We start from the raw sequence: 21,083 nt of genomic DNA, 5'->3' as shown, positions 1-21,083 counted from the left end.
ATATTATATTATATTATGAATTTTTCTTTAATCATAAAAAAAACCCACTCATAAATGAGTGGGAAAAATTGCTATGAAAAAGAAAAAGTGTTGCCGATAAAATCGGCAACACTGCAAATATACTTTAAATATTTAAATAAAAAAACAGCTTATTTTAAAAAGTTACTTTTTTATTTAAAATTAACATTTCCTTAAGAGAACATGTCTTTAACTTTTTCAAAAAACGATTTGTCCGACTTATTTGGACTTGGTCTAAAATTCTCATTATCAGACATTTTATCAAAGAATTGTTTTTGTTCTTTATTCAATTCTTGTGGTGTCCAAACATTAATATGTATTAGAAAATCTCCAGTACCATAACGCTCTATACTTGGCAAACCTTTTCCTTTTAACCTTAAAATCTTACCCGATTGTGTACCAGCATCAATTTTAATTTTTACTTTACCTGTAACGGTATCAACTTCTTTGCTTGTTCCTAAAACTGCTTCAGAGAAATTAATATATAAATCATAATGAATATTAGTTCCTTCTCTCTTTAAAATATCATGAGGAACTTCTTCAATTAATACTAATAAATCTCCAGCAATAGAGTTTTTACCAGGAGCTTCATTTCCTTTTCCTCCTACTTTTAATTGTACACCTTCTGTAACTCCTGCAGGTATATTTATAGAAACGGTTTCTTCTCTTGTAATTAAACCTTGTGCATCTGCTTCACTTGGTTTTGTACTAATAATCTCTCCAGCACCAGAACAAGTACCACAAGTAGTAGCTGTTTGCATTCTACCTAAAATAGTATTGGTAACGCGCATTTGTTGCCCAGAACCATTACATGTAGTACACGTTTTATAAGTTACTCCCTCTGCTTGTACTTTACGTCTAACTTTTACTTTCTTTTCTACGCCTTTTGCTATTTCTTCTAAAGTAAGTTTTACACGTATTCGCATATTACTTCCTTTAACTCTTGCTTGTCGTTGACCTCCACCACCGCCAAAACCACCGAAGCCACCTCCAAAACCGCCGCCTCCGCCGCCGCCAAAGATATCTCCAAACTGACTAAATATGTCATCCATATTCATTCCGCCGCCGCCGAAACCGCCGCCACCTTGTGGACCTTCAAAACCAGCATGACCATATTGATCATAACGTGCTTTTTTGTTTTCGTCACTTAAAACCTCGTACGCTTCTGCAGCCTTTTTAAAGTTCTCTTCTGCAGCGGTATCATCTGGATTTTTATCTGGATGATATTTAATAGCCATTTTTCTATAACCTTTCTTTATTTCTGCTTGAGTTGCAGATTTTGAAAGACCTAATATTTCGTAAAAATCTTGTTTTGCCATGTTTTATTTCAATTATCAATTAACAGTAATCAATGATCAATGGTAATTGTACATTGTTAATTGTAACTTATTGTCCAATAACCACTTTAGGATAACGAATAATTTTGTCTCCTAATTTGTATCCTTTTTCTACACAGTCAATTACTTTTCCTTTTAAATCTTCTGATGGAGCAGGAATCTGAGTAATTGCTTCGTGAATTTCAGCATCAAAAACATCACCAGCTTTTGTTTCTACTACAGACAATCCTTTTAACTCTAAAGTGTTAAATAATTTTTGATAAATTAACAACACTCCTTTTCTTAATTCTTCTGCCTCTTTATCATCTTCAATATGTGTCAGAGCACGTTCAAAATCATCAATAATTGGCAGTAAAGATGTCATTAAATCTTGTCCAGCAGTTTTAAATAATTCTATTCTTTCTCTGGATGTTCTCTTTTTATAGTTTTCAAACTCAGCAAACAAACGTAAAAACTTATCTTTTTCAGCTTGAAGCAACTCTTCTGTTGTAGGTTCTTCTTTTACAACTTCTGCTTCAACTTCTTGATTTTCTTCTACTTGAACAGTTTCTTGTTCGTTTCTTATTTCTTCTTCTTGGGTGTTATCTTTCTTACTCATTATCTTTGTAAACGTTAAAATATCTACTATTAAAAGGCAAAAACGTTGCCAACAAAAAAATAGTGTCAGATTGACACTATTTTTAATTTCTTTATATTTTAACATGTCCCCAATTTTCACCAGATTTAATTCTATGAATTTGCATATCTGAAACTCCAAATCGTTTGGCAATCATAGTGATTCTTGTTCTTTTATTTTTAAGCTGCCTTTTTATGATTTTTACTTTTCCTTCTGTTAGCTTATAACTATTTTTTTTATTCTTTATAGATTCTACAAACACAGGGTTTTTAAACTGATGCAACTCTTTTTCTCTTTTTGTTGCCCATTTTAAATTCTCTAGTGTATTATCTGTTTTATCATAATTAAGATGCAAAACAAAAATTTTCTCTTCACTTTCTTTTTCTAGAAAATGTTGAGCAACTAATTTATGTACATACCTACTAGTAGATTTATTATTTACGACTTGTTTTACATAAATGGTTTCATAGCCATTAATAAAACTTTTTTCTCTTAAAAATTCTTTATCGTCTTTAATATAAAGAACTCTTCCGTAGTTAGAAATCTTAAATTTTTTTACATCAGAAATTTTCTCATCAAATTTAATATCCTTCCACTCTTCTTTCCACAAACTTCTTATCATAATATAAAAGTATTTTTAAATTCATAAAAAACTTTTCTTTATTCAGCAATTCTTTCAATTTTAGCACCAATAGATTTTAAACGGGCTTCTATGTTTTCGTACCCTCTATCTATTTGTTCAATATTATTTATAATACTTGTTCCTTTTGCAGATAATGCAGCAATTAATAATGAAATTCCTGCTCTAATATCTGGCGATGTCATTTTGGTTGCCTTTAAAGAGCTTTCAAAATTCATACCAATTACGGTAGCTCTATGAGGATCACACAAAATTACTTTAGCGCCCATATCGATCAATTTATCAACAAAGAATAAACGGCTTTCAAACATCTTTTGATGTATTAAAACGGTTCCTTTTGCTTGTGTAGCTATTACCAAAACAATACTTAATAAATCTGGCGTAAAACCAGGCCAAGGTGCATCTGCAACGGTTAAAACAGAACCATCTATAAAGTTTTGAATTTCATACGATTCTTGTGCAGGAATGTAAATATCATCTCCTTTTCTCTCTAGTGTAATACCTAATTTTCTAAATACATTAGGTATTTGCCCTAAGTTATCCCAACTAACATCTTTAATTGTTAATTCAGATCTGGTCATTACAGCAACACCAATCCAAGAACCAATTTCAATCATGTCTGGTAAAACAGTATGCTCACAACCACCTAGCGCTTCTACTCCTTCTATTATTAATAAATTAGACCCAACTCCAGAGATTTTTGCCCCCATAGAATTCAACATTTTACATAACTGTTGAATATAAGGTTCGCAGGCTGCATTGTATATTTTTGTAGTTCCTGTAGCTAAAACAGATGCCATTAAAATATTAGCGGTTCCTGTTACAGAAGCTTCATCTAACAACATTTCTACACCAAATAACTCTGCTGCTTCTACTCCGTAAAAATGTTCTTCTTTATTATAACGGAATTTTGCTCCTAATCTTATAAAGCCTTCAAAATGGGTATCTAATCGTCTACGACCAATTTTATCTCCTCCAGGTCTAGGAATATATCCTTTACCAAAACGAGCTAAAAGCGGACCAACAATCATAATAGAGCCACGTAAAGAGCTTCCGTCTCTTTTAAAATCTGCAGATTCTAAATATTTTAAATTGATTTCATCCGCTTGAAAAGCGTAAGAATTTCTACTTAATTTTTTTACTTTTACACCTAATTCTCCAAGAATAAAAATTAGTTTGTTAACATCAATAATATCTGGAACGTTATTTACAACAACTCTTTCTGGGGTTAATAAAACCGCGCAGAGTATTTGTAAAACTTCGTTTTTTGCTCCTTGTGGAGTAATGGTTCCGTTTAATTTATGACCGCCTTCAATTTTAAATGATGCCATATACTAATATCTTTTTCTATTTTTATTTTGATTACTGTGTTGTGGTTTCTTGTAAGTACCTTTCGTTGCAGTAGTACCTTGACCTTGTGTACGTGGCTTTCTTAACAAGTTTTTACTTTCAGAAAGTTCTTCTTCTGTATTTCGTAAATCTAATTTACCATCAGATAAATCGAATAAATGCTTAAAAATTACAGCATCATCTACAGTGTCTTTATTCCAATTTAAATAACACTTTTTCATGTGGTTTGCAATGGTAAATACCAAAGCTTCTTTTTTCTCGCCTTCTTCCCAGCTTAAAGCAATATCTATCATTGTTTGAATATTGTTACCATAATAACGATATCTAGACGCAGATTTTGGATACGCTAATCCTTCTGGTTTTTCTTGTAATTCTTCTTTTGAAGGCTGAGGATATGGAGATTCTACATCTAATTTAAAATCTGCCATAATATATAGCTGATCCCAAAGTTTGTGTTTAAAATCTGGAACGTCACGTAAATGTGGTTGTAAATTCCCCATAACATCTACAATCGCTTTCGCCATTTTATCGCGTTCTTCTTTAGTTTCTAAAGCCAAACAATGGTCTACTAATTTTTGTATATGTCTGCCGTATTCTGGTATTATCATTAACGGTCTTCCTGAATTGTATTCTAAATCGAATGTCATTTTTATATTTTTGAGAAGTGTTCTCGATACATTTTCCTTTATCCTTTTAATCAAAAGAAAACACTAGAACTGAAAAATTATAGTTTGTAGTTATTTAATGTTGCAAAATAACAATTTATTTTTAGTTTCTATGAATGATTTTTAACCAATCACTTTTAATTTGGCAAATTGAAGCAATAATTTCTTCTTACCAACAGTACCAAATTTAATTTCTGCCTTTTTATTTGGGCCATTTCCCTCTAGCGCAATTACTTCTCCTGTTCCAAATCTATTGTGTTCTACAAAATTACCCACAATAATATTACCATCAAATAAATTAGGTTTTGAGGTTGCTTGAGATACCTTTTTTAAATTTTTAGGAATCACCATCTCTTTCTTCTTTACCAAATCTCGCTCCATTTTTTTACGCTGAATTGGTTTTTGAAAACGAATTCCTTTTGGGGCATCATCAAAAATACTTTTATCAACAAAATTATTAATTGCTGGGTTGGTGCTTTTTGGTGTAATGTAATTTAGATATTGATCATCTATTTCCTCTAAAAATCTACTTGGTTCTGCATCTACCAATTTCCCCCATCTATAACGGGTTTGCGCATAACTTAAATAGGCCACTTTTTCTGCCCTTGTTATAGCAACGTAAAATAACCTTCGCTCCTCTTCTAGTTCACTTCGAGTATTCATACTCATTGCAGAAGGAAATAAGTTTTCTTCTAAACCAACAATGTATACGTACATATACTCCAATCCTTTAGATTGGTGAATGGTCATTAAAGAAACAGATGGTTTGTCTTCTTCTTTTTTAGCGTCAAAATCTGTAGCCAAAGCAACATCTTCTAAAAAGGTAGTTAAAGAGGTATCGCCACCTTCTTCAATTTTATCAGTAATAAAGTCCTTAATTCCGTTTAAAAGTTCTTGAACATTTTCTACTTTACTAACTGCTTCTGGCGTTCCGTCTTTTTCTAAATCTTTTATTAATAGCGTCTTTTTTACAACGGTTTCTGCAATTTCAAATGCATTTTTTGTTTGCGATTCTACTTGCAAACTCTGCATCATCGTCATAAAATTACGAAGCTTATTTTTAGTTCCTGCATTAATTTTTAAATCTATTTTATCAATATATTTTATAATATCGAAAATTGATTTTTTATAATGATTTGCAGCTATTATTAATCGATCTATGGTTGTTGCACCAATACCACGAGCAGGATAATTGATAATTCTTTTTAACGCTTCTTCATCATTTGGGTTGATTAAAATACGTAAATAAGATAAAATATCTTTAATTTCTTTTCTTTGATAAAAAGACATTCCTCCGTAAATGGTATACTCAATTCCTTTTTTACGCAAGGCATCTTCAATAGCTCTAGATTGCGAGTTTGTTCTATATAAAACACAAAAATCATCTGGAGTTAATTGATGATTCATTTGGTTTTCCCAAATGGATTGAGCTACAAAACGCCCTTCTTCCCCATCGGAAATGGTACGCATTACATTTATAGCGTCTCCAGGATCATTTGAGGTCCAAACTTCTTTATCTAATTTTGTTTTATTTTTTTCGATTACAGAATTTGCAGCGTTTACAATATTACTTGTAGAACGGTAATTTTGCTCAAGTTTAAAGGTTTTTACATCCGGATAATCTTTCTGGAAATTTAAGATATTCTGAATATTTGCTCCCCTAAAACTATAGATACTCTGAGAATCGTCTCCAACCACACAAATATTACCAAATTTGTCTGCCAAAGCTCTTACAATAATATATTGAGAGTGATTTGTATCTTGATACTCATCTACCATTATATATCTAAAACGGTCTTGGTATTTAGCTAATACTTCTGGAAAACGCGCTAATAACTCATTGGTTCTTAACAACAAGTCATCAAAATCCATTGCCCCAGCTTTAAAACATCTATCTACATAGGTTCTATAAATATTACCAACTTCTGGCCTACTTGCATGTAAGTCTGCTTCTTGTAAATCTGCATTATTAAAATACGCTTTAACCGTAATTAAACTGTTTTTAAAGGAAGAAATTCTACCTAAAATCTGTTTTGGCTTGTATTGTTCTCTATTTAAATTCTTTTCTTTAATAATTGCTGATATTAAACGAACAGAATCTTGAGAATCGTAAATTGTAAAATTGGTTGGAAAACCTAATTTGTCTGCCTCGGTACGTAAAATTCTAGCAAAAACGGAGTGAAAAGTTCCCATCCACAGATTTCTAGACTCACTGTTACCTACAACTCCGGCAATTCTTGCCTTCATTTCTTTGGCTGCTTTATTGGTAAATGTAAGTGATAAAATGTTGAAAGAATCTACACCTTGCTTCATTAAATGGGCAATTCTGTAGGTTAATACACGTGTTTTACCAGAACCTGCACCCGCAATAATAATCATGGGTCCATCTTTTTGTAAGACAGCTTGTTTCTGTGCTTCGTTTAAAGAATCTAAATATGTGCTCAATAGTTTATTTTGAAAGAATTTGAAAGCGTGAAATTAACCAAACTATTCGTTTCTATAAAAGAAGATGAATACTATTTATTCACAATTTATACATAACAAATCATAACGATATCTGCCCTAGAACAGATAAACACAATTATCTGCCTATAGACAGATAATTGTGTTTATCTGCTTACAGGCAGATAATATTGACTTTTAGTTAAATAAATGATATATTAGCTAAAAATTAAGATTCACAAATGACTAGTATTTTAACAGGCGACATCATCAATTCTAGAAAGAAGGATGACAATTTTTGGTTAGAAACTCTAAAAGAAGCGTTGAATACTTTTGGTGATTCTCCAAAATATTGGCAGATTTACAGAGGAGATAGCTTTCAATTAGAAATAGAAAACTCTGAAAAGGCATTTTACGCAGCTCTAAAGTTGAAATCTCATTTAAAATCTACAGTAGATATAGATGTTAGAATTGGCATTGGAATTGGAGAAAAAGAATTTAATGCTCCAGAGGTTACAGCCTCTAACGGAGAAGCTTTTGTAAATTCTGGCTATGCATTTGACACTTACTTAAAGAAGCAAACTATTGCGATTAAAACACCTTGGCAAGAAATTGATGAAGAATTAAATATTGCTTTTGACTTAGCTTTATTAACCATGGATTCTTGGACGCAAAATTCTGCCGAAGTTTTTAAACTCTCTTTAGAGTCTGTAAATAGTACTCAAAAAGAAATTGCTGCAGTTTTAGGAATTACCCAAGGAAGAGTAAGCGAAAGGCAAAAAAGAGCAGGATTTGAATCTGTAATGAAACTAGAAAAGCGTTTTAGAAAAATTATCAATCAAAAAATACATTTATAAAATGCTCTTATTTTTAAAACTTTTGTTAACTCATATTTTAGGTGATTTTGTTTTTCAGCCAGAAAAATGGGTAAAAGACAAAGAAGAAAAGAAAGTAAAGTCGATAAAATTATACTTCCATATAGGAATTCATGCTATTTTATTATTACTAGTCCTTCAACTTAAATTACAAGAATATTGGCTCGCTTTTCTGTTAGTTATAATATCTCATTATGGTATAGATCTTTTAAAACTCTATCTCCAAAAAAAGAAAACAAAACGAATTTGGTTTTTTATAGATCAAGTTTTGCATCTTAGTGTATTAGTGTTTGCAACTTCTTTTTATGTTGATTTTTCTTTATCAACTGAAAACTTAATAACAGATCAAATCTTATTATTAATTATCTTTTTACTGTTGGTTATTTTTGTTTCCGCAATTATCATTAAAATAATAATTACACAATGGAATCCTGAAAGTAAAAAAGAAAATGATGATTCTCTCGAAAAAGCAGGTCGTTATATTGGTATTCTAGAACGTTTATTTGTATTTACGTTTGTAATTACCAATCATTGGGAAGCAATCGGCTTTCTACTAGCAGCAAAATCTGTTTTTAGATTTGGAGATTTAACATCATCTAAAGACAGAAAATTAACGGAATATATTTTAATTGGTACTTTATTAAGTTTTGGTATTGCTATCTTTTTAGGAGTATTATATTTGTACACTTTAAAATTCATCTAATTTATGGAAGATAAACTAATAGAAAGCATTGCATATATTCTACCCGCTACTGTTACCGGTTTCGTTGCTTATTATATATTTAATAGATTGATAATAAAGCTAAATTCTGATGAAAAAACAGCGTTATTATCTCAAAGAAAAAAAGAAGCTTTACCTATAAAACTACAAGCTTACGAAAGAATGTTGTTGTTTTGTGAGCGTATTAATCCTGTTAAAATGTTGGTGAGAATTAAACCAATTACAGAGGATACGCAAGATTATTTACAATTGTTGATTGCAAATATAGACCAAGAGTTTGAACATAATTTAGTGCAGCAAATGTATATTACAGACGATACTTGGACAGCAGTTGTGGCTACAAAAAACACGATTATTAATAAATTAAGACAAGTTGCAGAAACGGCAGAAACAGCCAATGAACTGCGGGAAAAGGTGATTATCGATTACTCTAAAACCTTACCACCAACGGATACTGCTATTGGTTTTATTAAAAATGAAGTAAAAAAGTTATTGTAATCAAAAAACTCCATTTGTTTAATTTCTTAAACAAATGGAGCTCTTCTTCTTCCCTTTTTCTAATGCTATTCTTTCTTAATTAAAGTATATTTTTGAAGCACCTAAACCTACTGGTGCAGTGTAAATTTCTTCTTTAGTAGATAAATCTGTAACGATTAATTTACTTAAAGCTGTAAAGCTATAACTTGTGGTAAACAACTTATTATCTTTAACCGCCATACCATAAATACTACCTGTATTTATACCAGATGTTGCTAAAGCAGTAGCAGACTCATCAATAGAATATAAAGTGCTATCAGCACCTTTATAATAGTATATAGTACCGTTTTCATAAGACATTAAAGATGCTTTTTCCTGATCAGCGAACTCTATTTGATTTGTAACAGTTTTTGTTGATGTGTTGATGAAAGAAATTGAAGAAGTAGTTCTACCTATAACAGACCAATCTGTTGTATCATAAATCGTATTTCCCTCACATAAAACAATTAAATTACCTGAATTATCTACAATAATTTCATCTGGATTATCATTTACTTCAATTTCAGTAACTGTATTTCCTGCTGATAAATCTACCACAGAAACAATATTATTAGAAGAATACGCTCCTTGATGAGTTATATATAACTTATTGTTACTAGCTACTATTTGTTCTACACCATAACTTAAAGAAATCGTTGAAGCTTCTAAGGTATTTGTAGACAAGTCAATAACAGCTAAATAATCATCATTTGTAGTATAATTAGTTGCCCCCCAATTAGTAACATACCCTTTACCATTAGAAATTGCCATGTATCTAGGGTTTGCTAAACCTGTATTAATTTCTGTAATTTTCTTAAAAGTATATCTATCTGCAACAATAATTGTATTCACATCATTTAAAATAATATAAGCTTCTGTATCTGAAAAAGCTATAGATTGTATTAGGCCACCTAATTGAGCATTATTTACTCCTGTGTATATAAAATTTGTTGCCAATCTATTTAAATTCTCATTTACATAAGAAATAGAACCATCTTTACTTTTGAAACTACCTTCTGCACTAACAATAATTCCGTCTTTATAATTACCTGTTATTTCTGGGAATTCTTCATCATTATTTGAACATGATGTAAAAACTAAACTAAGTACGAATAGTTTAAAAATTGATTTTGTAATCTTCATTTGTATTAAAATTTATAGTTTAAATTAATGTTATAATTTCTTCCTGGCATAGGACGTAAATTTGAAAAATAATACACATTATTAAATATATTATTAACTTTAAAACCTATTTTTATTGTATTTTTTTGATTTTCAAACACCTTAAAATCACTACCAAAATTAGAGACATTTAAAGAATTTAAGGAGTAAAAATCGATGTTAATTTCATTTGTATAAACTTTACTTTGATATAAATGCTGAATAAAAAAAGAGATTTTTTTATACTCATAATCTAAGTTGAAATTTAACAGATGTATAGGCGCATAAGGCAGAAAGGTATCCGTTTCTTTATTTTTTGCTAACGTAAATGTATAATTGGTAGAAAAATTAAAAGAATGCTTATTAATTTTTTTTGATAATTTTATAGCCGTTTCAACTCCACTATGTGTAACATCGCCTACATTTCTGGGTCTCCATAAATTAGACGCTGCGGTTGGCAACCATAAAATCTTATTTTTTAAATGAATATAGAAAAGTGAAGAAGTAATTTCTATATTCTTTTTCTTAAAAGTAGCACCCAATTCTCCCTGAACAGACTCTTCTGGTATTAAATCTAAATTACCAACCACTGGCCAATACAATTCATTAAAAGTTGGTATTCTATAATTAGTAGATAGATTTGCTTTTAACAATAAATTATCTGTAATTTCTTGTTCTGCAGCAAGAGAAACTAATAAAGGAACTTTAAAATCTGAATTAGATTCTTTTCTAAAGTTAATTGCTGTTGTTAATTTATCCGTAGGCTTGTAGGTGACTTTTGCCAAGGCTGCAAAAAATGTTCTACTTTTTGATAAAATATCATTTGTTGTTCCTATGTTTTCATCATAAATAAAAGACGTTTCCATTTTTAAATAATTAGAAAAGCGATACTTTAAATTATAGTTAATATTATAGTTTTTTGATTTTCCAAAAACAAAATCTGTAGCATTTTTGTCATCATAATACCTATATTCTTGTGTTAAATAAGCTACGTTTACAGTTTGTGTAAAATTAGAAAAAGTATATTTCCATTTTAGTAAATTTCTTTGATTAAAGTCTTCATTTCTTTCGCTACCAGCAGCAGGATTTGGTAATCCATCAGAAAACAAACGATCACCATAATAACCAGTCGTATAAAAGTAAAGCTTGTTTTTGTCTGTAATTTTATATCCTAAACTAAAGTTTACCCCATAATTTTTATAAACTCCATTTTCATTTTTCAATAAACTACCGTCGTTATTTTTATAACGAGTATCTATAAACGTATAATCGTTATCAGAATAATTTAAAGTTGCTGCAAACTTAACAGCCCATTTCCCTGTTCCAACATTTGCTTTAAAGAAATTAGATGTGGTATTAAAACTACCGTGAGAAGAAAATAAATTAAAATCTTTATGTTTTTTAAACGATAAATTGTCATTTAAATGTACCGTACCACCAATAGCACCAGAACCATAATCTACACTTCCTCCTCCACTATTAACAACAATTTCATCTGAAATACTTGCAGACAAAGAGTTAAAATCTGTTTGTCCGCTACCCATTGCATTAATAGAAATTCCGTTCCATAAAACGGCCGTATTAGAAGCTGAAGTTCCTCTAAAACGAGCTGTACTAATACCTCCATTACCATAATCTCTAAAAGAAATGGGACTATTGTATCTTAATAAATTAGTGAAGTTTATAGGATTTTTAATAATTTGAATAGTTCCTATTTCTATTTTTTTTTGTCCAATTACTTTATTTTCTTGTTCAGCAACCACAATTATTTCCTTCAAAACAGTTCTTATAGAATCATTTTGAGCTAAAACAGCCTGTGTAATAATAAAAAAGAATGTAAAAAATAAGTGTTTTTTCATAATCTGTTTAACCTTTATCCCGAAAGTTTTAATTTTTCAAAAATCTAGGCAGGTCTCCTGGCTTGTTTTTATGTTACTATACCTTCCCAACATACTTCTGCCAGTGGTAAAAGAGTTAATAACATCCTTAAATAAGGTACTGAAATAAATTCAGCATAAACTTACAGTTGCGGGAACAGCTTCGGTATTTAACCAAATTCCCTTTTAATTTGTTCTCAAAAAAACAAAACCTAAATTCTTCACAAATGTAGATTATTTCTAATTACTAGAATCTAATAATTAATAAATTTTTAGCTTAATTCATTCCAAAATTCTAAGTATTCTCAGAAAATCATTTTAAGAAAATATTCTATTTATATAACGTCCACATTTCTTAAATCTTTATAAAATAACTACTTTAAAAATTCTCGATAACTTTAGGTATAAATCATAAAAGAAAAGCAATTTAAATACTATTTAAGATATTCTTTCCTTTTTAACAAAATGTTTCTAACCTTTGTATTTATATTTTATACAACTTTATGATTCATTATATTTCTGGCGGAGAACGATCTGGTAAAAGTAGTTACGCCAAAAAAATAGCTGAAGAAATTTCTAAAAACCCCTTTTATTTGGCAACTTCTAGAATTTGGGATGAAGATTTTAAAACAAGAGTAGAAAGACACATTTCTGATAGAGACAAACGTTGGACAACCATTGAGGAAGAAAAAAATATTAGTGCTGTTATTGTTGATAAATCTACTGTAGTGGTAGACTGCGTAACATTATGGTTAACAAATTTTTATGTTGACACTAAATATGATGTAGAAGAATCTTTAAAATTAGCCAAAAAAGAAATAGAAAAACTAGTAGAAATTGATGCTACTATTATCATTATTTCTAATGAAATTGGTATGGGATTACATGCAACTACAGAATCTGGAAGAAAATTTACAGAACTACAAGGCTGGATGAATCAATTTATTGCAAAAAAAGCAGATAAAGCAACTTTTATGGTTTCTGGATTGCCCTTAAAATTAAAATAAAACATGATTTCAAAAATTACACCTCTTTCTAAAGAAATAATAAATGCTCTTCAAAAAAAGATAGATTTTAAAACAAAACCTATCGGAGCTTTAGGTATGTTAGAAGATATTGCTATTAAAATTGGTAGCATACAAAACACATTAACACCTAAAATTACAACACCAACAATTGTTGTTTTTGCTGCAGATCACGGAATTACAAAAACAAAAAAGGTAAGTCCATATCCGCAAGAAGTAACGCAACAAATGGTGCTAAATTTCTTAAACGGAGGTGCTGCAATTAATGTTTTTTGCAAACAAAACAACATCAATTTAAAAATTGTTGATGCTGGTGTAAATGCAGATTTCACTCCAAATAATCAATTAATATCTGCTAAAATAGCAAAAGGAACCAAAGATTTTTCTACTGAAAAAGCGATGACAATTACAGAATGTAATACTGCGCTAGAAAAAGGAAAAGAAATTGTAAACACTCTATTTAAAGAGAACTGTAATACCATTGGTTTTGGTGAAATGGGGATTGGAAACACTTCTTCCGCAGCACTTTTAATGAGTTATTTTACAGCCGTTAACATTGAGAATTGTGTGGGAAAAGGAACAGGTTTAAATGATGAAGGTCTTCTACAAAAAAAGATTGTTTTAAGACAAGTATACGATAAACATTCATTAACAATACATTCACCAATAGATGCACTTACTGCTTTTGGTGGCTTCGAAATTGTAATGATTACGGGTGCCATTTTAGAAGCAGCGGCTTTAAAAATGACAATTCTAATTGACGGATTTATTGTTACAGCTGCCTTGTTAGCTGCTTTTGCTATTGATAAAAATGTACTTGATTACTGTCTTTTTACACATTCGTCTGGTGAACAAGGGCATCAAAAAATATTAAATCACTTAAATGTAAAACCTATTTTAAATTTAGGTTTACGTCTCGGAGAAGGTACTGGAGCTGCAGTTGCACTGCCTATTATTCAATCTTCGGTGCTATTTTTAAACGAAATGGCTACTTTTGAAAGCGCCAATATCAGCGAAGCTTAAAGCTATGAAAAAAGAAATTCATTATTTTTTAACAGCCATATTATTCTTTACAAGAATACCTTGCCCAAAATGGGTCGGGCATTCCTCTGAAATGCTAAATAAAAGTAACCGATACTTTTCTTTAGTAGGTATTTTAGTAGGATCTATTGCTGCTTTGGTTTACTACTTGGCAACGTTTCTTTTTACTCCAGAAATTTCTATTATTTTAAGTATGATTTCTTCTATTTGGGCAACTGGAGCTTTTCATGAAGATGGTTTTGCCGATTCTTGCGATGGTTTTGGAGGTGGCTGGACCAAAGAAAAAATCTTACTAATCATGAAAGATTCCAGATTAGGAACTTTTGGAGTTATAGGATTATTTTCAATTCTTTTATTAAAATTTTCAGCAATACAAGCGCTTAGTTTATCCGCTATAAACATTCCATTACTTATTATTTCTGGTCATGCCATTAGTCGTTTTATTGCTACTATCCTACTCTACACGCATCCGTATGTAAGAGATATTGAAACTTCTAAAATAAAGCCGACAACAACACAAATGAGTACAAAATCTTTAGTGATTTCTTTCTTTTTTGGAATTTTACCTCTTTTCTTTTTTCAAAACTACAGAGTATTTCTATGTCTTATACCTTTATTAATAACGTATTGGTATGTAGCTCGTTTTTTTAAGAAATGGATTGGCGGACAAACAGGAGATTGTGCGGGTGCTTTGCAACAAGTTGCAGAAGTTATTTTTTATCTTTTTATACTCGTTTTATGGAGATTATATTAATTAGACATACAACCCCCAAAATAGCAAAAGGAATTTGCTACGGACAAGCGGATCTTGATGTTACTGATACTTTTTTAGAGGAAATTAAACCTATTTTAAAGAAAGTTTCTACTTATGATGCTGAAACTGTTTATTATAGTAGTCCACTTAAAAGGTGTAAAAAGCTAGCCGAAAAACTTTCAAATAAAGTTCTTTTTGATGATCGTTTAAAAGAGTTAAATTTTGGAGATTGGGAACTACAAAACTGGAACGATATCAATAAAACTGAATTAGATATTTGGATGAATGACTTTGTAAAGGTTGCTGTAACAAATGGCGAATCATATTTAGATTTACATGCAAGAACTACAAATTTTCTTTTAGAAATAAGCAAGCAAAAACACAAAAAGGTTGTTATTATAACACATGCAGGTGTTATGAGAAGTTTGCATTCTTTTATCAATAAAATCCCTTTAGAAAAATCTTTTGATTTAAAATTACAATACGCACAAGTTTTAGAAATAAATTATTAAAATGAAACATCTTTTAGCTTTCTTAATTATAAGTAGTCTCTTCTTTTCTTGTCAAAAAAAAGCAAATCAAGCAACAGTAAAAACAACGCTAAAAAGCACCATAAAGTATGCAAAAGGTTTTGACATAATTACAATAGGTAATCAGAAAAAATTGGTAATAAAAAAACCGTATCAAAACTCTAAAGAAGAATTTACCTACCTACTTGGCGATAAAACGGATTTAAGTAAAAATGAATTAAAAATCCCTATTAAAAACATCGTGGTTACAAGTACTACCCATATATCAATGTTAGAACAAATTGGTGCAGAAAAGTATTTAACAGGGTTTCCACAAACAGAATTTATTTCATCAGAAAAAACTAGAAAACGTATTGCTGATGGTAAGGTTGTTGAGTTAGGTAGTGAACGATCTATGAACACAGAAAAACTACTAGAATTAGCACCAAATCTCGTCATTGGTTTTGGCTTAAATGGTAATAATAAAACATATAAAACGATTATGAGAAACGGAATTCCTGTTATTTATAATGGAGATTGGTTAGAAGATACTCCTTTAGGTCGCGCAGAATGGATTAAGTTTTTTGGTGTTTTATTCAACAAAGAAAAAGAAGCAGACAGTATTTTTAACGTTATTGAGTCTAATTATTTAGCTGTGAAAAAAATAGCTTTAAAATCAAAAACTATTCCCACTATTATTTCTGGAAATTTATTTAAAGATACCTGGTATATGCCAGCTGGTAAAAGTTTTATTGCTACTTATTTTAAAGATGCCAACACAAATTATATATGGAAAAACACACAAGGAAATGGTAGCTTACCTTTAAGTATAGAAAGTGTTTTAGACAAGGGAAAAGATGCCGATTTTTGGATTGGTTGTGGTTTATTTGAAAGCAGAGAAGAAATGTTAAGATCTAATCAATCTTACAATTCTTTTAATACTTTTAAGAATAAAAACGTATATACCTATGCCACTAATAAAGGAATAACGGGCGGACTTATTTACTTTGAAAAAGCTCCTGTAAGACCAGATTTACTTTTAAAAGACATAATAAAAATTACGCACCCAAATTTGTTGCCAAATTATAGCTTAACTTTCTTCGCAAAAATGAATTAAATTAAGTTTCTATAAAAATAATAATTTTAATGAAAAAATTACGTCCAAAATCTAACATAGATGAGCTTTGTTATCCTTTTATATATGAAGATTCTTCTCTTTGCGATTATGAAATAGAAACAGATCAACTAACTCGTTCAGTAGCTTGGGCTATTAACGAACTCTCTGTTTTAATCTTAAATTACCCTAATAGCGAAGAACTAAAAAAACTAGAAAAAGAATTAAACTGGTTAGTACCTCTTTGCTACCATCTTAATGGTTCGATAAGAGGGAAATTAGCTATTACAGAAAATGATCATCAACAATTATTAGATCATTATAGAAAGATGAAGTTAATAGTAGAAGATACTATTTCTGGTTTTGTTTTACCTGGAGGAAAATCTCCTGTAGGTATTTTGAATCAGTGTTCTTCACTTTCAAAGAAGGCCGTTAGATTAATGGTTATTATACATAATAATGAAAACAAAGAAGTTGCAGATATTTTACCAAAATTCGCAAATTTACTTTGTAACTATTTTTTTACCGCCACAATTCTAATCAATAAAGTAACTGGTTTTAAAGAAACTCCTTTTGTTAGTAAGAGTTATTAATTTATAGTAAAATTACATTTCATTTTTATTCGAATCAAACTCATTTCCATCGATAATCTAATAAAACCATTTTCAAATTTAATACCTTTATCACTTAACAATTTTGATAGAGATGAGAATAGAAAATGAATTAAAATTAGGTTTTAAAGATGTTATGATTCGTCCTAAAAGATCTACACTAAAATCTCGTTCGCAAGTAAGTTTAGAAAGAACATTTACTTTTTTACATAGTGATATTGTTTGGACAGGAATACCAATTATGGCGGCAAATATGGATACCGTAGGTACTTTTGAAATGGCAAAATCACTTGCAAAACATGGTCTATTTACTGCAATACATAAACATTATTCTATTGAAGATTGGAGAAGTTTTGCCGCAAAAGCGGATAAAAAAACATTAAATAATATTGCAGTTAGTACAGGAACTGGAAAAGAAGATTCGGAAAAAGTGAAGCAAATTTTATCTGAATTTCCTCAAATTAACTTTATTTGTGTGGATGTTGCCAACGGTTATTCTGAACATTTTGTAAATTTTGTTCAAAAAATGCGTAAAAATCACCCAAATAAAGTAATCATTGCTGGTAATGTGGTAACAGGTGAAATGGTAGAAGAATTATTATTAGCTGGCGCTGATATAATTAAAGTTGGTATTGGTCCTGGTTCTGTTTGTACAACGCGTGTAAAAACCGGAGTTGGTTATCCACAATTATCTGCTATCATAGAATGTGCAGATGCTGCTCACGGAATGGGCGGTCAAATTATTTCTGATGGAGGTTGTAAAATTCCTGGAGATCTTTCTAAAGCTTTTGGAGGTAGTGCAGATTTTGTAATGTTAGGTGGTATGCTTGCTGGTCATGAAGAAAGTGGTGGTGAATTGATTGAAAAAAATGGAGAAAAATTCAAAGCTTTTTACGGAATGAGTTCTACAACTGCTATGAATAAACATGTTGGTGGCGTTGCAAACTATAGAGCTTCTGAAGGCAAAACGGTTGACGTTCCTTTTAGAGGAAATGTAGAAGATACCATTATAGATATTTTAGGCGGAATTAGATCTACATGTACCTATGTTGGTGCAAGCAGATTAAAAGAATTGACGAAAAGAACTACTTTTATTAGAGTCCAAGAACAGGAAAATCAAGTATATTCTTAATGAAAAATTTAAATTTTATTCTTGTTTTATTCTTATTAACGTTAACGATTTCTTGTAAAAAAGAAATCGTTAACGTTAATAAAAACTCACAATCCGAAAGTAGTATTAAATATGCTAAAGGGTTTGATATTATTGATGATCAAGGTATTAAAAAGTTAATTATAAAATCTGCTTATCAAAAATCTAAAGAAGTTTCTGAATATATTATTATAAACAAATTAGAAAATAGCTCCTCTATAGAAAACACCATCTATACTCCTATTCAAAAGATTGTAGTTACATCTACAACTCATATTCCCATGGTTGAGTTATTAAATGAAGAAACTTCCATTATTGGTTTTCCTTATACTAAATATGTTTCATCAGAAAAAACTAGAAAATTAATAGATGACGGAAAAATAAAAGAAATAGGAAAAGAAACCTCTTTAAATACAGAAATATTATTGGACCTGCAACCCAAGTTAGTTGTTGGCTATAGTGTTTCTTCTGCAGATAAAAGTTTGACAACCGTTAAAAGAGCTGGTATAAATGTAATTTACAATGGAGATTGGTTAGAAGAAACTCCGTTAGGAAGAGCAGAATGGATTAAATTCTTTGGTGTTCTTTTTAATAAAGAAAAACAAGCTGATAGTATTTTTAAAGTAATTGAAAGTAATTATTTAGAGGCTAAAAAAATAGCTTTAAAATCAACCAACAAGCCCACCATTTTGTCTGGAGCAATCATGAGTAAAGATATTTGGAATTTACCTGCAGGAGAAAGTTTTGTTGCACAATTTATAAAGGATGCAAACCTAAATTACTTGTGGCAAGACACAAAAGGAAAAGGAAGCTTGTCTCTAAGTTTTGAAAGTATTTTTGATAAAGGCCAAAATGCTGATTATTGGATTTCTCCTGGATATTTTTCTACCAAAGAACAATTATTACAAAGCAATAAAATTTATGCAGAATTTGATGCTTTTAAAAATGATAAAATTTACACTTCAACAATTAAGAAAGGTAAGACTGGTGGTATCATTTATTTTGAATTAGCACCTACAAGACCAGATTTAGTTTTGAAAGATTTTATAAAAATTACAAATCCAGATTTGTTACCAAATTATAAAATGACATTTTTTGAAAAAATGAAATAAAAAAAAAAGCCTTCAGTAAGATACTGAAGGCCTTTTGTTATTGAAAAATTTTGGGGGAAATTTCTACTTCAAAAATACTATAAATAGTAAGTTATTCTTGTTATTTTACGGGTAGTATTGGGGTAGTATTAAGGTAGTCTTTAGGTGGTTCTTCTAAAAACCCTAGTGTTTTATGACTTTTTTAATGGTTAATGCTTCTTTTCTATTTTTGATATCTAATTTTAAGTAAATATTTTTTACATGAAATTTAACGGTATTTACAGAGATATTTACTTCGCTTGCTATTTCTTTATTGGACTTACTAGATACTATTAAGTTAAAAATTTCTCTTTCCCTTAAACTCAAGTTGTCTAAATCTACTTTTAAAAGTTCTTCTTGAGTTGTAAGATGTTTTATTTCTTTAGAGAACTTTATAATTTCATTTTTCATAAAGAAATTATATCTTCTTAAATCTTTTTCTCTAAACAAAACAGCAAATGATAAAACTAAAATTTGTAAAAAGCCCCCCATTTTTAAATTGGTTGCATTTGTTTCAAATAACGAAACACCAAAATTCTTTAAAACAAAAAAGTCTAATCCGCTAAATAATGAAATTGCAAAAGAAAAAACAAAGAGCTTCGTATAGTTGTTTTTATTAAAAAGTAAAATACCTAAAAACCAATAGATAAATAAAAGTAGCAATGTTAAAACGCTTAGAATTATATAGAATTCATTTATTCTAAAAATAATAAATAAGATAACAAATAAAACAATGATTAGAAACAAACCAAAAGTATACTTCTTAGCCCCTTGAAAATACTTATCTAACAAAACAAAACTATTTCCAAATTTTAATGATGTATAGCTTAATAAAATATAATCTAGTAAAATTAAGAATTCTATTATTTTTTGGTCAACATTAAAAACATTTAATAAACCATCAAAAATTACAAAACTAAAAGAAATACTAATTAGCAAAAAAGCATGATATAAAAATGCAACATTTTTAAAAAAACAGTAGTAATTAATACTAAAAATAATTACCAAAAAAGTTACTCCATAGTAAAACCCATTAATACTAAGTTGCACTTTTTCTGTAAAAGTAGCCTCCTCAATTGTACTCAATTCTACAGGGAAATAAGAACTAAAATTAGAACTCGCTTTTATGTATACCGGATCTTTTCTAGAGAATTTAAAAGAAATATATCTTTGATTACTTAATTTAGAAATCTCTTTATTCTTTTGGTATGCATGTACATTTATTGCTCTTATATTATTTATTCTAAAGATATAGTCTATATCCGTTTCATTTTCAAGTACCTTAAACCAAAAAGTAGCTTTAGAATGTCTTTCTAAAACTTGTTTATGTAAAGGTTTAAAATCTACTGTGTCAATATCTTTATAACTAAAACTACTATTAGTATCTTTAAAATAATAAACATCAGATTGAGAAAAAGTATTAAACCCAACTATAAAAAGAAAGATTAAGAGTAGTTTAATTTTCATTAATGGTTTTTTTTAAAAATAGAATGTCTTATATAAATAGATATATAAGAAATTAAAAAACAAA

The 21,083-nt window shown here is 29.6% G+C and carries 20 protein-coding genes and 1 riboswitch; of the genes, 11 read left to right on the top strand and 9 right to left on the bottom strand.

What is annotated here, in order from left to right; all coding sequences use genetic code 11:
* Positions 1 to 191: 191 nt before the first annotated feature.
* From dnaJ to KV700_RS02165, 6 genes are all read right to left on the bottom strand, one after another.
* The gene (dnaJ, locus tag KV700_RS02190; RefSeq protein WP_218598945.1) at positions 192 to 1,337 is read right to left on the bottom strand and encodes a molecular chaperone DnaJ; all 1,146 of its coding nucleotides are present in this window, start codon (positions 1,335 to 1,337) and stop codon (positions 192 to 194) included.
* Between the two features lie 67 nt (positions 1,338 to 1,404).
* Positions 1,405 to 1,953 carry a nucleotide exchange factor GrpE gene (locus KV700_RS02185; protein ID WP_166384918.1) on the bottom strand — a complete coding sequence of 183 codons (549 nt, stop codon included), beginning with the start codon at positions 1,951 to 1,953 and terminating at the stop codon, positions 1,405 to 1,407.
* A gap of 91 nt (positions 1,954 to 2,044) precedes the next feature.
* On the bottom strand, positions 2,045 to 2,593 hold the full coding sequence (locus KV700_RS02180; protein WP_218598944.1) for an HNH endonuclease: 549 nt from the start codon (positions 2,591 to 2,593) through the stop codon (positions 2,045 to 2,047).
* Positions 2,594 to 2,631: 38 nt separating this feature from the next.
* Positions 2,632 to 3,942 carry a UDP-N-acetylglucosamine 1-carboxyvinyltransferase gene (murA, locus tag KV700_RS02175; protein WP_218598943.1) on the bottom strand — a complete coding sequence of 437 codons (1,311 nt, stop codon included), beginning with the start codon at positions 3,940 to 3,942 and terminating at the stop codon, positions 2,632 to 2,634.
* Between the two features lie 3 nt (positions 3,943 to 3,945).
* Entirely contained in the window at positions 3,946 to 4,608 is a 663-nt protein-coding gene (locus tag KV700_RS02170) for a DUF4290 domain-containing protein (protein WP_166384912.1), read from the bottom strand.
* 141 nt (positions 4,609 to 4,749) lie between these two features.
* Complete coding sequence (locus tag KV700_RS02165) at positions 4,750 to 7,071, bottom strand: ATP-dependent helicase (protein ID WP_218598942.1); 2,322 nt, start codon at positions 7,069 to 7,071, stop codon at positions 4,750 to 4,752.
* Positions 7,072 to 7,310: 239 nt separating this feature from the next.
* On the opposite strand from KV700_RS02165, the gene KV700_RS02160 reads away from it, so the two are divergent.
* The 3 genes from KV700_RS02160 to KV700_RS02150 are packed head-to-tail and all read left to right on the top strand — an operon-like array spanning position 7,311 to position 9,162.
* Positions 7,311 to 7,925: a SatD family protein gene (locus KV700_RS02160; RefSeq protein WP_218598940.1), complete on the top strand. Its 615-nt coding sequence runs from the start codon at positions 7,311 to 7,313 to the stop codon at positions 7,923 to 7,925.
* 1 nt (position 7,926) lies between these two features.
* The gene (locus KV700_RS02155) at positions 7,927 to 8,646 is read left to right on the top strand and encodes a DUF3307 domain-containing protein (protein ID WP_218598938.1); all 720 of its coding nucleotides are present in this window, start codon (positions 7,927 to 7,929) and stop codon (positions 8,644 to 8,646) included.
* Positions 8,647 to 8,649: 3 nt separating this feature from the next.
* On the top strand, positions 8,650 to 9,162 hold the full coding sequence (locus tag KV700_RS02150) for a hypothetical protein (RefSeq protein ID WP_218598936.1): 513 nt from the start codon (positions 8,650 to 8,652) through the stop codon (positions 9,160 to 9,162).
* A 75-nt stretch (positions 9,163 to 9,237) separates the two neighbouring features.
* On the opposite strand, the gene KV700_RS02145 is transcribed toward KV700_RS02150, so the two are convergent.
* Positions 9,238 to 10,323 carry a YncE family protein gene (locus KV700_RS02145; RefSeq protein WP_218598934.1) on the bottom strand — a complete coding sequence of 362 codons (1,086 nt, stop codon included), beginning with the start codon at positions 10,321 to 10,323 and terminating at the stop codon, positions 9,238 to 9,240.
* 5 nt (positions 10,324 to 10,328) lie between these two features.
* Positions 10,329 to 12,200 (bottom strand): TonB-dependent siderophore receptor, encoded by a 1,872-nt coding sequence (locus tag KV700_RS02140; protein WP_218598932.1) that lies wholly within the window; start codon positions 12,198 to 12,200, stop codon positions 10,329 to 10,331.
* 29 nt (positions 12,201 to 12,229) lie between these two features.
* Positions 12,230 to 12,449, bottom strand: a riboswitch (cobalamin riboswitch).
* A gap of 272 nt (positions 12,450 to 12,721) precedes the next feature.
* On the opposite strand from KV700_RS02140, the gene KV700_RS02135 reads away from it, so the two are divergent.
* The 8 genes from KV700_RS02135 to KV700_RS02100 all read left to right on the top strand — a co-directional run bounded on the left by KV700_RS02135 (position 12,722) and on the right by KV700_RS02100 (position 19,534).
* Positions 12,722 to 13,225: a bifunctional adenosylcobinamide kinase/adenosylcobinamide-phosphate guanylyltransferase gene (locus tag KV700_RS02135; RefSeq protein ID WP_218598930.1), complete on the top strand. Its 504-nt coding sequence runs from the start codon at positions 12,722 to 12,724 to the stop codon at positions 13,223 to 13,225.
* Positions 13,226 to 13,228: 3 nt separating this feature from the next.
* Positions 13,229 to 14,266, top strand: coding sequence for a nicotinate-nucleotide--dimethylbenzimidazole phosphoribosyltransferase (cobT, locus tag KV700_RS02130; RefSeq protein WP_218598929.1), 1,038 nt, complete (start codon positions 13,229 to 13,231; stop codon positions 14,264 to 14,266).
* Positions 14,267 to 14,270: 4 nt separating this feature from the next.
* A complete protein-coding gene (locus KV700_RS02125) occupies positions 14,271 to 15,038 on the top strand; it encodes an adenosylcobinamide-GDP ribazoletransferase (RefSeq protein WP_218598927.1) in 768 nt (255 codons plus the stop codon).
* Positions 15,023 to 15,550 carry an alpha-ribazole phosphatase gene (gene cobC, locus KV700_RS02120; RefSeq protein ID WP_218598925.1) on the top strand — a complete coding sequence of 176 codons (528 nt, stop codon included), beginning with the start codon at positions 15,023 to 15,025 and terminating at the stop codon, positions 15,548 to 15,550. The genes KV700_RS02125 and cobC overlap by 16 nt, the downstream gene beginning before the upstream one ends.
* 1 nt (position 15,551) lies before the next feature.
* On the top strand, positions 15,552 to 16,664 hold the full coding sequence (locus KV700_RS02115; RefSeq protein ID WP_218598924.1) for an ABC transporter substrate-binding protein: 1,113 nt from the start codon (positions 15,552 to 15,554) through the stop codon (positions 16,662 to 16,664).
* Between the two features lie 29 nt (positions 16,665 to 16,693).
* Positions 16,694 to 17,254 (top strand): cobalamin adenosyltransferase, encoded by a 561-nt coding sequence (locus KV700_RS02110; RefSeq protein ID WP_166384890.1) that lies wholly within the window; start codon positions 16,694 to 16,696, stop codon positions 17,252 to 17,254.
* A gap of 112 nt (positions 17,255 to 17,366) precedes the next feature.
* Complete coding sequence (locus KV700_RS02105) at positions 17,367 to 18,404, top strand: GMP reductase (RefSeq protein WP_218598922.1); 1,038 nt, start codon at positions 17,367 to 17,369, stop codon at positions 18,402 to 18,404.
* Complete coding sequence (locus KV700_RS02100; RefSeq protein ID WP_218598921.1) at positions 18,404 to 19,534, top strand: ABC transporter substrate-binding protein; 1,131 nt, start codon at positions 18,404 to 18,406, stop codon at positions 19,532 to 19,534. The genes KV700_RS02105 and KV700_RS02100 overlap by 1 nt, the downstream gene beginning before the upstream one ends.
* A gap of 162 nt (positions 19,535 to 19,696) precedes the next feature.
* Here KV700_RS02100 and KV700_RS02095 read toward each other — a convergent pair whose 3' ends face one another.
* On the bottom strand, positions 19,697 to 21,019 hold the full coding sequence (locus KV700_RS02095; protein WP_218598920.1) for a LuxR C-terminal-related transcriptional regulator: 1,323 nt from the start codon (positions 21,017 to 21,019) through the stop codon (positions 19,697 to 19,699).
* Positions 21,020 to 21,083 lie beyond the last annotated feature (64 nt).

The organism is Polaribacter sp. NJDZ03 (assembly GCF_019263805.1).
Lineage (GTDB): Bacteria > Bacteroidota > Bacteroidia > Flavobacteriales > Flavobacteriaceae > Polaribacter.
Note: the sequence above shows the minus strand (reverse complement) of the source record. Positions and strands in the feature narration are given on the sequence as shown.

Excerpts from the sequence above, each read along its gene's own strand:
- dnaJ (WP_218598945.1), bottom strand. The coding sequence starts at position 1,337 with ATGGCAAAACAAGATTTTTACGAAATATTAGGTCTTTCAAAATCTGCA.
- KV700_RS02185 (WP_166384918.1), bottom strand. The coding sequence starts at position 1,953 with ATGAGTAAGAAAGATAACACCCAAGAAGAAGAAATAAGAAACGAACAA.
- KV700_RS02180 (WP_218598944.1), bottom strand. The coding sequence starts at position 2,593 with ATGATAAGAAGTTTGTGGAAAGAAGAGTGGAAGGATATTAAATTTGAT.
- murA (WP_218598943.1), bottom strand. The coding sequence starts at position 3,942 with ATGGCATCATTTAAAATTGAAGGCGGTCATAAATTAAACGGAACCATT.
- KV700_RS02170 (WP_166384912.1), bottom strand. The coding sequence starts at position 4,608 with ATGACATTCGATTTAGAATACAATTCAGGAAGACCGTTAATGATAATA.
- KV700_RS02160 (WP_218598940.1), top strand. The coding sequence starts at position 7,311 with ATGACTAGTATTTTAACAGGCGACATCATCAATTCTAGAAAGAAGGAT.
- KV700_RS02155 (WP_218598938.1), top strand. The coding sequence starts at position 7,927 with ATGCTCTTATTTTTAAAACTTTTGTTAACTCATATTTTAGGTGATTTT.
- KV700_RS02150 (WP_218598936.1), top strand. The coding sequence starts at position 8,650 with ATGGAAGATAAACTAATAGAAAGCATTGCATATATTCTACCCGCTACT.
- KV700_RS02145 (WP_218598934.1), bottom strand. The coding sequence starts at position 10,323 with ATGAAGATTACAAAATCAATTTTTAAACTATTCGTACTTAGTTTAGTT.
- KV700_RS02140 (WP_218598932.1), bottom strand. The coding sequence starts at position 12,200 with ATGAAAAAACACTTATTTTTTACATTCTTTTTTATTATTACACAGGCT.
- KV700_RS02135 (WP_218598930.1), top strand. The coding sequence starts at position 12,722 with ATGATTCATTATATTTCTGGCGGAGAACGATCTGGTAAAAGTAGTTAC.
- cobT (WP_218598929.1), top strand. The coding sequence starts at position 13,229 with ATGATTTCAAAAATTACACCTCTTTCTAAAGAAATAATAAATGCTCTT.
- KV700_RS02125 (WP_218598927.1), top strand. The coding sequence starts at position 14,271 with ATGAAAAAAGAAATTCATTATTTTTTAACAGCCATATTATTCTTTACA.
- cobC (WP_218598925.1), top strand. The coding sequence starts at position 15,023 with ATGGAGATTATATTAATTAGACATACAACCCCCAAAATAGCAAAAGGA.
- KV700_RS02115 (WP_218598924.1), top strand. The coding sequence starts at position 15,552 with ATGAAACATCTTTTAGCTTTCTTAATTATAAGTAGTCTCTTCTTTTCT.
- KV700_RS02110 (WP_166384890.1), top strand. The coding sequence starts at position 16,694 with ATGAAAAAATTACGTCCAAAATCTAACATAGATGAGCTTTGTTATCCT.
- KV700_RS02105 (WP_218598922.1), top strand. The coding sequence starts at position 17,367 with ATGAGAATAGAAAATGAATTAAAATTAGGTTTTAAAGATGTTATGATT.
- KV700_RS02100 (WP_218598921.1), top strand. The coding sequence starts at position 18,404 with ATGAAAAATTTAAATTTTATTCTTGTTTTATTCTTATTAACGTTAACG.
- KV700_RS02095 (WP_218598920.1), bottom strand. The coding sequence starts at position 21,019 with ATGAAAATTAAACTACTCTTAATCTTTCTTTTTATAGTTGGGTTTAAT.